Raw genomic sequence first — 12552 nt, 5'->3', positions numbered from 1 at the left:
ACCACACCCTCCCGGGCCCCCGCGGACTCTCGGTACAGGAAGTCCAGAACCCGGTCGGGACCTTCTGTACCGAAAGTCCGGCGGACGGAGCTCACGGCTGCACCACTCCCATCGCGTCGGCACCGACGACGTCCCAGGGCAGTGTCCCGACGTCGTCGAAGCGCACGCGGTCACCACCGAACACCGGCCCCTCGGTGCACGACCGGGAGAACCGGGTGCGCCCGTCGTCCCCGACGATCGGCAGCACGCAGGTCATGCACACGCCGATGCCACAGGCCATCGACTCCTCGACGGCGACGTAGGAGGGGATCTCGCGCGCGGTGGCCGCCCCGGCGACCGCCCGCAGCATCGGCATCGGCCCGCAGGCGTAGACGACGCCGGCGTCCGGGAGCAGTTCGTCGACCGCCAGGGTGACCTGGCCACGCCGACCGGAGCTGCCGTCGTCGGTGGTGACCGCGATCCGGTCGGCGAGACCGGTGAGCTCCTGGACCGAGCACAGCCGGTCGGCCCCTGCCGCGCCCGCGACGACGTCGACCCGGTGGCCACGGCCGATCAGGCGGGCCGCGAGACCCACGAGAGCTGCCGCGCCGTACCCGCCACCGACCAGCAACGCCCGGGCGCCGGCGGGTGGGTCGGGAAAGGGCCGGCCCAGCGGTCCCACCACGTCGAGCACGTCCCCCGTCCGCCGCTCGGTGAGCCACGTGGAGCCCGGGCCGGCGGCCGCGACCACGACGGTCACGACGCCGTCGTCGACGGTGCTGATCGCGATCGAGCGACGCAGCAGCAGGCCGGAGGTCTCCCCGCCCACGGCGAACGCGACGAACTGACCGGCCTCGGCGCGCGCGGCGATCCCGGGAGCGGCCAGCCGCAGTTCGACATAGGCATCGACCGGCCGGCGACCCACCACCTCGGCGACGGTCTGCACCGGCGCGTGCACCGCCCGCCGCGCCGGCACGGTCAGGAGACGGCCGTCGTGGCCACTCCGGCCGCTCACGGACGCGCCCCGGCCAGTGCCGCGTGGACCTCCTGCAGGCTGCGGACGCCGATGTCGCCGCCCCGCAGCGCCTCGATGCCCTGCACCGCGGCCGCCATGCCCTGCACCGTGGTGATGCACGGGATCCCGACGGCGACCGCGGCGGTGCGGATCTCGTAGCCGTCCAGCCGGGGTCCGCTGTTGCCCGGAGAGCCGAACGGGGTGTTGACCACGATGTCGACGTCACCGGCGAGGATCCGTTCCACCACGTTGCCCGGTCCCTCGCTGAACTTGCCCACGACCTCGGCGGCGACCCCGTTGCGCCGCAGCACCTGCGCGGTGCCGGCGGTGGCCAGCACCCGGAAACCGAGGTCGGCCAGCCGCTTGATCGGGAAGACCGCCGAGCGCTTGTCCCGGTTGGCCAGCGAGACGAAGACCGTCCCGCCGGTCGGCAGGGAGCCGTAGGCGGCCGCCTGCGACTTGGCGAACGCCGTGCCGAACTCGGCGTCGAGCCCCATGACCTCGCCGGTGGACTTCATCTCCGGCGACAGCACGGTGTCCACGCCGTGCCCCTCGACGGTGCGGAAGCGGTGGAAGGGCAGCACCGCCTCCTTCACCGCTATGGGGGCGATCTCGGGGAGGTCGGTGCCGTCGCCGGTCGCGGGCAGGACGCCGGCGGCGCGGAGGGAGGCGATGGTCTCGCCCACCGCGATGCGGGCGGCCGCCTTGGCCAGCTGGACGGCGGTCGCCTTCGACACGAACGGCACGGTCCGGCTGGCGCGGGGGTTGGCCTCGATCACGTAGAGGATGTCGTCCTTGATCGCGTACTGGACGTTCATCAGCCCGCGCACGCCGATGCGGGCGGCCAGCTTCTCGGTGGCCTCCCGGATCTTCAGCAGGTCCGCCGATCCCAGCGTGATGGGCGGCAGGGCGCACGCCGAGTCGCCGGAGTGGATGCCGGCCTCCTCGATGTGCTCCATGACGCCGCCCAGGTAGAGGTCGGTGCCGTCGTAGAGGGCGTCGACGTCGATCTCGACGGCGTCCTCCAGGAACCGGTCCACCAGCACCGGGTGGGCGGCGCTCACGTCGGTCGCCTTGGCGATGTAGGCCTCGAGCGTGGCGTCGTCGTAGACGATCTCCATGCCACGGCCACCGAGGACGTACGAGGGGCGGACCAGCACCGGATAGCCGATGGACGCGGCGATCGCCCGGGCCTCGGCGTAGGTCGTGGCCATTCCGTGCTTGGGCGCGAGCAGCCCGGTGTCGGCCAGCACCCGCGAGAACGCCCCCCGGTGCTCGGCATCGTCGATCGCCTCGGGCGAGGTGCCCAGCACCGGCACGCCGGCGTCCTTGAGCCGCTGCGCCAGGCCCAGCGGGGTCTGGCCGCCGAGGGTGCAGATGACCCCGGCCACCGGGCCGGCCGCGCGCTCGGCCTCGACCACCTCGAGGACGTCCTCGAAGGTGAGCGGCTCGAAGTACAGCCGGTCGGCGGTGTCGTAGTCGGTGGAGACGGTCTCCGGGTTGCAGTTGACCATCACCGCCTCGTAGCCGGCGTCCTGCAGCGCCATGACCGCGTGCACGCAGGAGTAGTCGAACTCGATGCCCTGCCCGATGCGGTTGGGGCCGGACCCCAGGATCAGCACGGCCGGCTTCTCCCGAGGCTCCACCTCGTTCTCCTCGTCGTAGGAGGAGTAGTGGTACGGGGTCCGCGCCTCGAACTCGCCGGCGCAGGTGTCGACGGTCTTGTAGACCGGCCGGATGCCCATGCGCCAGCGCAGCCGCCGGACGCCGTCCTCGCCCGCGAGCTCCGGGCGCAGCGCGGCGATCTGCCGGTCGGACAGGCCGTACCGCTTCGCCCGCCGCAGCAGCTCCGGCGTCAGCGCCGGCGCCTCACGGACGGCGACGCCGACCTCGCGCACCAGCGCGATCTGGTCGACGAACCACGGGTCGAAGCCGCTGGCCTCGGCGACCTGCTCGACGGTGGCCCCGGCGGCCAGGGCCGCCTCGGCGAGGTACAGCCGGCCGTCGACCGGGGTGCGCAGCGCGAGCAGCAGCTCGTCGGCCGAGCGGGCGTCCTCTCCCCCGGTCCAGAAGCCCGCGACCTTCGTCTCGGTGGACCGCATCGCCTTGCCCAGCGCCTCGGCGAAGTTCCGGCCCATGGCCATGATCTCGCCGACGCTCTTCATCGTCGTGGTCAGCCGGGCATCGGCGCCGGGGAACTTCTCGAAGGCGAAGCGCGGGATCTTCACGACGACGTAGTCCAGCGACGGCTCGAAGGACGCCGGGGTGACGCCGGTGATGTCGTTGGTGATCTCGTCGAGGGTGTAGCCGATGGCCAGCTTGGCGGCGATCTTCGCGATCGGGAAGCCGGTGGCCTTGGACGCCAGTGCGCTGGACCGCGACACCCGGGGGTTCATCTCGATGACGACCAGGCGGCCGGTCTCCGGGTGGACGGCGAACTGGATGTTGCAGCCGCCGGTGTCCACGCCGACCTCGCGCAGCACCGCGATGCCGACGTCACGCATCTGCTGGTATTCGCGGTCGGTCAGGGTCATCGCCGGTGCGACGGTCACCGAGTCGCCGGTGTGCACGCCCATCGCGTCGATGTTCTCGATCGAGCAGATGACGACCACGTTGTCGCTGCGGTCGCGCATGAGCTCCAGCTCGTACTCCTTCCAGCCGAGCACCGACTCCTCGATGAGCACGCTGTGCACCGGGGAGTCGGCCAGGCCGTGGCCGGCCATCCGACGCAGCATCGCCTCGTCGGTGGCGATCCCCGAGCCGAGGCCGCCCATGGTGAAGCTCGGCCGGATGACGACCGGGTAGCCGACCTCCTCGGCGGTGGCGAGGGCCTCCTCGACGCTCGCGCAGACCGTCGAGCGGGGGGCGTCGGCCCCGATGGAGCGGACGATGTCCTTGAACATCTGCCGGTCCTCGCCGCGGTTGATCGCCTCGACGTCGGCGCCGATCAGCGCGACGCCGTACTTGTCGAGGACACCGTTCTCGTAGAGGCCGATCGCGATGTTGAGCGCGGTCTGCCCGCCGAGGGTGGCCAGCAGCGCGTCGGGGCGCTCCTTGGCGATCACCTTCTCGACGAACTCGGGGGTCAGGGGCTCGACGTAGGTGGCGTCGGCGATGCCGGGGTCGGTCATGATCGTCGCCGGGTTGCTGTTGACCAGGCTGACCCGGAGGCCCTCGGCCTTGAGCACGCGGCAGGCCTGGGTGCCCGAGTAGTCGAACTCGGCGGCCTGGCCGATGAGGATCGGGCCGGAGCCGATCACCATCACGTGGTGGATGTCGTCCCGCTTCGGCATGTCAGGCCTTCTCCTCCGTGCTGTGCTCGACCACCGGCGGTGCGCTGACGGCGTCGCCGCCCTGCTCCCGGGCGGTCTCCATCAGGTCGACGAACCGCTGGAACAGCGGGGCCGCGTCGTGCGGGCCGGCCGCGGACTCCGGGTGGAACTGGACGCTGAACGCCGGCACGTCCAGGCAGCGCAGACCCTCGACGACGTCGTCGTTGAGCCCGACGTGGCTCACCTCGACCTGCCCGTAGGGCGTGTCGGTGGGCCGGTCGAGCGGCGCGTCGACGGCGAACCCGTGGTTGTGGCTGGTCACCCGGACCGTGCCGCTCACCCGATCCAGCACCGGCTGGTTGAGCCCACGGTGGCCGAAGCGCAACTTGTACGTGCCCAGCCCCAGCGCGCGGCCGAGGATCTGGTTGCCGAAGCAGATGCCGAACAGCGGACGCCGGGCGTCGAGCACCCCACGGACCGCCTCGACGGCGTAGTCGGCAGCGGCGGGGTCGCCCGGGCCGTTGGACAGGAAGACTCCGTCCGGACCGGCGGCCAGCAGCTGGTCGGCGGTGGCCGTGGAGGGCAGGACATGGGTCTCCACACCCAGCTCGGCCAGGTGCCGGGGCGTGGCGGTCTTGATGCCGAGGTCGAGCGCGGCGATGGTGTACCGCTTCTCCCCCACCGCCGGGACGACGTAGGCCTCGTCGGTGCTCACCTGCGGCGCCAGGTCGGCACCGGTCATGCTGTCGGCGGCCGTCACGCGAGCCAGCAGTTCCTCCGCTGCTTCCTCGACCCGCAGCCCACCCAACTCGCTGCTGATGCCCACGCGCATGGCCCCGCGGTCGCGCAGGTGCCGGGTGAGCGCCCGGGTGTCGATGCCGCTGATCCCGACGATCCCCTGGGCGACCAGTTCGTCGTCCAGGCTGCCGGTGGCCCGCCAGTTCGCGGGGCGGCGGGCGGGGTCGCGGACGACGAATCCGGCGACCCACATCTTCCGGCTCTCGTCGTCCTCGCCGTTCACGCCGGTGTTGCCGATGTGCGGGGCGGTCATGACGACGACTTGCCGGTGGTAGCTGGGATCGGTGAGCGTCTCCTGGTACCCGGTCATACCGGTGGAGAAGACCGCCTCCCCGACCGTCGTCCCGATCGCGCCGTACGCCTCACCCCGGAACGTGCGCCCGTCCTCGAGCACGAGGAGCGCTTCCTTCACTTGACTGCCTCCCTGTTCGATTCCGCGTTCGCTCCGCTCCTCGCTCGTTCCTCGCTGCGATGCTCCCTCGCTGTCATCGAACGGCCTTTCCGTCGAGCACGGTCGGCGTCCCCCGGAGGAACGTCGCGACCACCCGGCCCGGGAGCTCCCGGCCGGCGTAGGGACTGTTGCGGCTGCGGCTGGCCAGGGCGGCCGGGTCGACGGTGACCCGGGCCGCGGGGTCGAGCAGCAGCAGGTTGGCCGGCTCCCCGGGGGCGAGCGGCCGGCCGTGGCCGGCCAGGCGGCCGATGGCCGCCGGACGCATCGACATCCGGTCGGCCACTCCCTGCCAGTCGAGCAGCCCGGTCTCGACCATCGTCTCGACGACCACCGCCAGCGCCTGCTCCAGCCCGAGCATCCCGGGCCGGGCCTGCGCCCACTCGCTCTCCTTGTCCTCCACCGCGTGCGGCGCGTGGTCGGTGGCGACGGCGTCGATGGTGCCGTCCGCCAGGCCCCGCCGGAGCGCCGCCACGTCCTCGTCGGTCCGCAGCGGCGGGTTGACCTTGAACACCGGGTCGTAGGACTCCGCGCACGCGTCGGTCAGCAGCAGATGGTGCGGAGTCACCTCGGCGGTCACCTGCACGCCGCGGGACTTGGCCCAGCGCAGCAGCTCCACCGAACCCGCGGTGGAGACGTGGCAGACGTGCAGCCGGGCGCCGACGTGACCGGCGAGCAGCACGTCGCGGGCGATGATCGCCTCCTCCGCGGCGGCCGGCCAGCCGGTCAGCCCCAGGCGTGCCGAGCGATCGCCCTCGTGCATCTGGGCGCCGGCGGTGAGCCGGGGCTCCTCGGCGTGCTGCGCGACGACGCCGTCGAAGGCCTTCACGTACTCCAGCGCCCGCCGCATGAGCGCCGGGTCGCTGACGCAGTGGCCGTCGTCGGAGAACACCCGCACGCGGGCTGCGGAGTCGGCCATCGCGCCCAGCTCGGCCAGCCGCTCCCCCGCGAGGCCCACGGTCACCGCGCCCACGGGCACGACGTCGACCAGCCCGGCCTGCCCGCCGAGCCGCCACACCTGCTCGACGACGCCGGCGGTGTCGGCGACCGGGTCGGTGTTGGCCATGGCGTGCACCGCGGTGAACCCGCCCAGCGCCGCGGCCCGGCTGCCGGTCTCGACGGTCTCGGCGTCCTCCCGGCCGGGCTCGCGCAGATGCGTGTGCAGGTCGACCAGGCCCGGGAGGGCGATCAACCCGCCGGCCTCGATCACCTCGGCGCCGGTCGCGGACAGCGAGTCGCCGATCGCGGCGATCCGCCCGTCCGTGATCAGGACGTCTGCGGGGCCGCCGCCGAGAGGCTTCGCACCCTTGATGAGGTAGCTGGTCACACGGGCTCCCCGTCCACTCTCGCTCCGCTCGCCGTTCGCTCCGCTCCTCGCTCGTTCCTCGCTGCGATGCTCACTCACTGCGCCCCCCCAGAAGCAGGTACAGGACGGCCATGCGCACGGAGACCCCGTTGCCGACCTGCTCGACGATCGTGGACCGCACCGAGTCGGCCACCTCGGCGGCGATCTCCATGCCGCGGTTCATCGGGCCGGGGTGCATGACGATCGCCTCGTCGCCGAGGGCGGCCATCCGCCGGCCGTCGAGGCCGTAGCGACGGCTGTACTCACGGGCGCTGGGGAAGTAGGAGGCGTTCATCCGCTCCCCCTGGACCCGCAGCATCATCACGACGTCGGCCTTGGGCAGCACGGCGTCGAGGTCGTAGCTCACCTCGACCGGCCAGGTGCCGACACCGACCGGCAGCAGCGTCGGCGGGGCCACGACGGTGACCTCGGCGCCGAGCGTGTGCAGCAGCCACACGTTGGAGCGGGCGACGCGGCTGTGCAGGACGTCGCCGACGATGGCGACCCGCACCCCCGCGAGCCGGCCGAGCCGCCGCCGGATGGTGTACGCGTCCAGCAGCGCCTGCGTCGGGTGCTCGTGGGTGCCGTCGCCGGCGTTGACCACGCTGCCGCGGACCCAGTTGGCCAGTCGGTGCGGCGCTCCCGAGGCGCCGTGCCGGACGACGATCGCATCGCTGCCCATCGCCTCGAGGGTCAGCGCGGTGTCCTTGAGGCTCTCTCCCTTGGACACGCTGCTGCCCTTGGCGGAGAAGTTGATGACGTCCGCGGAGAGGCGCTTGGCGGCCAGCTCGAAGGAGATCCGGGTGCGGGTGGAGTCCTCGTAGAAGAGGTTGACCACCGTGCGCCCGCGCAGTGTCGGCAGCTTCTTGACCTCGCGGCCGGCGAGCGCCTGGTCGATCTGCGCGGCGGTGTCGAGCACCAGCGTCGCGTCGGCGCGGTCGAGGTCGGCGGACTCCAGCAGGTGACGCTTCACTGTGACTCCTCCCCGGCGGCCCGGACTTCCGGCCTCCCGTCCGTCACGAGCACCTCGTCGGCGCCGTCGGTCTCGGTGAGGTGGACCCGGACCTGCTGACTGCGCGAGGTCGGCACGTTCTTCCCGACGAAGTCCGCGCGGATCGGGAGCTCCCGGTGGCCCCTGTCGACGAGGACCGCGAGCTGCACGCTCCGCGGGCGGCCGAGGTCGCGCAGCGCGTCCAGCGCCGCCCGCACCGACCGCCCGGAGAAGAGGACGTCGTCGACGAGCACGACCAGCCGGTCGTCGATCCCGGCATCGGGCAGGATGGTGGGCTCCAGGGCGCGGACTCCGCGCCGCCGGAGATCGTCCCGGTACAGCGTGATGTCGGCGGTCCCGACGTCGACGTGGGTACCGGTGAAGGCCTCGATGCGCGCGGCCAGGCGACGGGCCAGCGGGGCGCCGCGGGTGGGGATGCCGACCAGCACGAGGTCGGAGAGGCCCCCGTCGGCCGACCCGGGGTCAATCGCTCCGTCGTCACCCACCCCGCCGCCCCGGGCGTACCGCTCGATGAGCTGGTGGGCCATCCGGTCGACCACTCGGGCGACGTCGGCGGCGGAGAGCAGGACGCCGGGGTTGCTGCCGGAAGACGGACTTCGGGCAGGCTCGGTGGAGCGGGCCATCAGGCCTCCTTCCCCGCCTCACTGGACGGGTCGTTAAAGGAGTGGTCGGACCGCCGACGACGGTACTGCACGGAAGGGACCCTGCCGCCGCCCCCCTGTTCCGTCCCAGCTCAGGGCCGGAATTGCTCACGCTGCGTGCCAGCGATGTCACTGATTCACCGGGAGCCTCCTGCTGTTGCACGTTCCCGCTGACCCGTACGCTGAGTGACGAACAAGACCTTCCCGAGACGACGGACAGTGAGCAGACAGCGATGAGCACCGACTACTCACGGGCCCTCGGCGCCCGGCTCCGCGCCATCCGCAACCAGCAGGGGCTCTCCCTCCAGGGAGTGGAGGACAAGTCCCACGGCCGCTGGAAGGCAGTCGTCGTCGGCTCCTACGAGCGCGGCGACCGCGCCGTCACGGTGCAGCGACTGTCCGAGCTCGCCATCTTCTACGGCGTCCCGGTGTCCGAACTGCTGCCCGACCCGCGGCCCAGCTCGGCGGTCACCTCCAGCACCAAGATCGTCCTGAACCTCGAGTCGCTGGGCTCCCTGCCCGCCGACGAGGCCGGCCCGCTCGCCCGCTACGCGTCGACCATCCAGGCGCAGCGCCACGACTACAACGGCAAGGTGCTGTCGATCCGCGCCGAGGACCTCAAGTCGCTGGCCATCATCTACGACATGAGCCCCGACGAGCTGACCTCGCGGCTCATCGAGTGGGGCGTCCTCTCCCCCGGCATGGAGAGCGTCGTCGGTTTCGGCGGCCCGGATGACGACGACGAGGAGCTCGACCCGAACTGGGAGCGCCGCCGCTCCCCTCGCTGACCTAGGTGAGCCGGCTCGCGGCTCTACGCCGGAGGCATCGGCGCCCGGAGCAGGGCGACCCGTGCTACGACGATGCCGGGCGGCGGGCGGGGAACGAGGCGGCGAGCCCGCCGCGGCCGGTGATCCCGAGCTTGGTGTAGACGTGCGACAGGTGCGTCTCGACCGTACGCACGGACAGATACAGACGGCCTGCGATCTCCTGGTTGCTCAGACCGTGGCTGGCCAACCGGGCGACCTCCGTCTCCCGCGAGGTCATCTCGGTCGAGGGCAGACTGCCCAATCCCTGCGGTTCGGGCAGGCCACACTCCTGGGTCAGGACTCTGGCCTTCGTCGTCCACTCTGCTGCTAGACGCCGGACACCCGCGCGCTCGTACGCGGCGGCCGCCTCCGCGGCCGCCTCTGCGGCGAACGACGTCGTGCCGATCTCCTGCAGCCGCCGGCTCGACTCCGCCAGGAGTCGCCCCTCCCTTGCCTTGGCCGCCTGGGCATGCGCAGCGAACGCCTCTACCAGCGGTGAGTCCAGGCCCGCGGCCAGGTCTCGGAGCTGGTCCGCGACCTCGTCGGCCCGATCGATGTGCACAGCCCGGTACAACAGCAGGGCCTGGACGCCCGGCTGCCCTCTCTCGGCGGCCCGCGCCGCCGCCTCGAGGAGGAGCGTGCCGGCATCCGCGATGCGGCCCTCCGCTTCGGCCAGGGACGCCTGCGCCAGTGCGGAGATCGGTACCAGGACTGGTAGGGATCTGCCGGGGCTCCGGGACAGGTCCGCCGACACCTCACGGGCACGGCCGACGTCGCCGGCCAGCGCGCACGCGGTCACCAACAGTGAGCCGCAGAACGAGCGAAGGCCTGCCGGGTCGTTCGACTCCAGGCGCGAAAACGCCTCCTCGAGCCACCGCACGGAGCGACCCGGGCCCCCGCCCGCCAGCGCTGCCCAGCCACGTTGGGTAGCGGCGATGGCGTCCCCGGCCCATTCCGGCGCCTTCAGGTTCTGCCGGAGCCACGCCTCGGTCCGACGATCCAACTCCCCCAGCCGCCCGGCCAGGTACAGGGCCAGGGCCTCGGCCAGGGTGAGGACGGCCCGGGTGAAGAACGCTTCGCTCACCGGAGACGTCTCCACCGCCGCCCGGCCGAGCTCCGCGGCCGCGAGGGCCCGTTCCGTCTGCCCCGCGACAGCCAGGCTGAGGGCCGCCGCAGCCGCGGCGAGCGGTCGACCCGGGTGGCCGGGCGGGGTTGCCGACAACGCGTCCGCGGCCACGCGTACCGCGCGCCGCTCCCCGCTCAGGACCGCCAGCATGCTCTGGGTCGCGCCGAGCAGCGCGCGCCCCTCTGCGGAGCGGACGCTCGCGCCGGCCTCGCGGAGCGCATCAACCGCGTCCTGCGGGCGGCCCAGCGCACAGAACTGGTTCAGCACCCTGGCCGTGACCAGGCGAGCGATGTCCACATCGGTCGCAGCCAGTCGTGCAGCCTCCACTGCCAGGCTCTCGCTGCGCTCCGGCGCACCGGACCACCGGGTCGCCTCCACGAGCGGCAGGTAGGCCGCAATGCCTCCCCCGGCCTCGACCGCGGCCCGTGCCAGCCGCTCGGCCAGCGCGACGTCGCGCACGGTCATGGCGCACAACGCTCCATCGGTCAACAGGCCTGGATCGCGCTCCGGCACCTCGCGATGCACCATGGCGACGCACCGCTGCAGCAGATGATCGGGATCGGTTCTGGGATCGTCCTCGACGTCGGTGAGCTGTTCCTGCACGAGCTGGATCGCCGCCTCGGATGTTCGGCAGCGAACGACTGCGGCGTACATGGGATGGGCTGTGCACAGCTCACCGGGTTCGCCTGCGACGTGGCCGCTGATGACCCCGCGGCGCTCCAACGAGGCGACCGCTTCGGCACTGCTGAACGCGACGAGGTGGTGAACGCTGAGCGGTTGGGCCATCGCGAGCACCTCGAGAGCCCGCCACTCGGCCGTGTCCAGGTCGCCGATGTGGCCCAGCACGATGTCCACCAGCCGCTGGGACGGGCTGATGGGCCCCTCCCACCGCCACAACTCTCCAGCTTGACGCAGCCGGCCCGATCTCCGTCCCTCCTCCAGAATCTCACGCAAGAAGAGTGGGTTCCCCCGGGTCAGCTGCCACAACCGCTCGGCGGTCCGGGTCTCCAGATCGCCCGCCAGTACCTGAGTGATGAGCTGGTCGTTGTCGGCTCGGCCCAGCGGCTGCAGGTCGAAACGGGTGGCTCGCCCGTCCTTCCACAGCGGCGCGACCGGATCCTTGACGCCTCTGCCGGTGCGCACCGTCAAGATCATGGGCACGGCGCCACTGGCAGCCAGCTGGTGCAGCAGGGTGATCGAGAGCTGATCCAGCAAGTGGACATCGTCGACGGCGAGCACGGGCGCCGGCACCGACCCGTCCCCCACGATGGCCGCCGTGGCGCGCTGAAGGAGCGCGAGCGGATCAGATGCCACGTCGACCGCCGGGATCAGATGGGCGAGGGCACCCAGCGGGACGACAGCGGCCGGGGCCGTGCCCGCCGCCCACCGGACCGGCCGCCCCTCGCGGGTGGCCACCTCCACCGCCTCCCGGGCGAGCCGGGTCCGGCCGACACCTGCCGGGCCGGCGATGACGACGCTGTGCACCGGCTCCTCGGCCAGGGCGGAGACGATCGCCATGCGGGCCGCCTCGCGGCCGACCAACGGCCAGTCCGCTGCTTCCATCAGGTCACGTGGATTCCGTGCCGGAGTGGACGGGCGCAACGCGTCGGGAACGGCACCGCCAGATCGATCGCTTCATCCGTGTCGAGCGGTGCTCGGACAGCACCCTGTCTGCGCACACAGCAGTCCCCCTCCCCCGCGAGCCCAAGGTGCGAACCCGTGCAGAGAGACTATGGCGTGTCGGTTGGCGCATGGGGCCCACCGATGAAATTACGGACGACTGAGACCTTGAATTGTCCAACACTTCGGCCGGTCACGACGGATCGTCGCTCTCCCGTCACGGGCCCGTCGTGGTGACCGCAGCGGAGTCGAGCGGAGTCAGCCCACGGGTGGGAAAAGAGACGGGTCACCGGTGATCTGCGTGGGTCGCTGATCTGCGTGGGTTGCGGAGCCGCCGGCTCACCCTGCAGCTACTCGCGCGAAAGTGCACTCGGCGTCGGCGTCGGCGACGCGGAGGGCAGGCCGTCGACGGCGGTGATGATCACGTCCGTGGCGGGCCATCGGAGACGATGCCCTCGGCAGCTCCTGGCGAAGCGGCGGCACCCGGATC

Annotated in this window: 8 protein-coding genes; 1 reads left to right on the top strand and 7 read right to left on the bottom strand. The window is 72.2% G+C overall.

Going from position 1 to position 12552, the window contains the following annotated elements; all coding sequences use genetic code 11:
- Positions 1-91: 91 nt before the first annotated feature.
- From CHB94_RS19235 to pyrR, 6 genes are all read right to left on the bottom strand, one after another.
- Positions 92-994 carry an iron-sulfur cluster-binding protein gene (locus CHB94_RS19235; protein WP_217899383.1) on the bottom strand — a complete coding sequence of 301 codons (903 nt, stop codon included), beginning with the start codon at positions 992-994 and terminating at the stop codon, positions 92-94.
- Positions 991-4287, bottom strand: a complete 3297-nt coding sequence (carB, locus tag CHB94_RS19230; RefSeq protein WP_089338176.1) for a carbamoyl-phosphate synthase large subunit — start codon at positions 4285-4287, stop codon at positions 991-993. Before carB ends, CHB94_RS19235 begins: the two co-directional genes overlap by 4 nt.
- Position 4288: 1 nt before the next feature.
- Positions 4289-5476 (bottom strand): glutamine-hydrolyzing carbamoyl-phosphate synthase small subunit, encoded by a 1188-nt coding sequence (gene carA, locus CHB94_RS19225; RefSeq protein ID WP_089338175.1) that lies wholly within the window; start codon positions 5474-5476, stop codon positions 4289-4291.
- Between the two features lie 73 nt (positions 5477-5549).
- Entirely contained in the window at positions 5550-6839 is a 1290-nt protein-coding gene (locus CHB94_RS19220; protein WP_089338174.1) for a dihydroorotase, read from the bottom strand.
- Positions 6840-6909: 70 nt separating this feature from the next.
- Positions 6910-7830: an aspartate carbamoyltransferase catalytic subunit gene (locus tag CHB94_RS19215; protein ID WP_089338173.1), complete on the bottom strand. Its 921-nt coding sequence runs from the start codon at positions 7828-7830 to the stop codon at positions 6910-6912.
- Positions 7827-8492: a bifunctional pyr operon transcriptional regulator/uracil phosphoribosyltransferase PyrR gene (pyrR, locus tag CHB94_RS19210; RefSeq protein WP_089338172.1), complete on the bottom strand. Its 666-nt coding sequence runs from the start codon at positions 8490-8492 to the stop codon at positions 7827-7829. Before pyrR ends, CHB94_RS19215 begins: the two co-directional genes overlap by 4 nt.
- A gap of 251 nt (positions 8493-8743) precedes the next feature.
- Between pyrR and bldD the strand changes: the two genes are divergently transcribed.
- Positions 8744-9298 (top strand): transcriptional regulator BldD, encoded by a 555-nt coding sequence (gene bldD / locus CHB94_RS19205; RefSeq protein WP_089338171.1) that lies wholly within the window; start codon positions 8744-8746, stop codon positions 9296-9298.
- A gap of 64 nt (positions 9299-9362) precedes the next feature.
- Here the strand turns inward: bldD and CHB94_RS19200 are convergent, their stop codons facing one another.
- Positions 9363-12005, bottom strand: coding sequence for a helix-turn-helix transcriptional regulator (locus tag CHB94_RS19200; protein ID WP_089338170.1), 2643 nt, complete (start codon positions 12003-12005; stop codon positions 9363-9365).
- Positions 12006-12552 lie beyond the last annotated feature (547 nt).

The organism is Blastococcus mobilis (genome assembly GCF_900188025.1).
In the GTDB taxonomy this organism is placed as follows: Bacteria; Actinomycetota; Actinomycetes; order Mycobacteriales; family Geodermatophilaceae; genus Blastococcus_B; species Blastococcus_B mobilis.
Note: the sequence above shows the minus strand (reverse complement) of the source record. Positions and strands in the feature narration are given on the sequence as shown.

Excerpts from the sequence above, each read along its gene's own strand:
- pyrR (WP_089338172.1), bottom strand. The coding sequence starts at position 8,492 with ATGGCCCGCTCCACCGAGCCTGCCCGAAGTCCGTCTTCCGGCAGCAAC.
- carB (WP_089338176.1), bottom strand. The coding sequence starts at position 4,287 with ATGCCGAAGCGGGACGACATCCACCACGTGATGGTGATCGGCTCCGGC.
- bldD (WP_089338171.1), top strand. The coding sequence starts at position 8,744 with ATGAGCACCGACTACTCACGGGCCCTCGGCGCCCGGCTCCGCGCCATC.
- CHB94_RS19200 (WP_089338170.1), bottom strand. The coding sequence starts at position 12,005 with ATGGAAGCAGCGGACTGGCCGTTGGTCGGCCGCGAGGCGGCCCGCATG.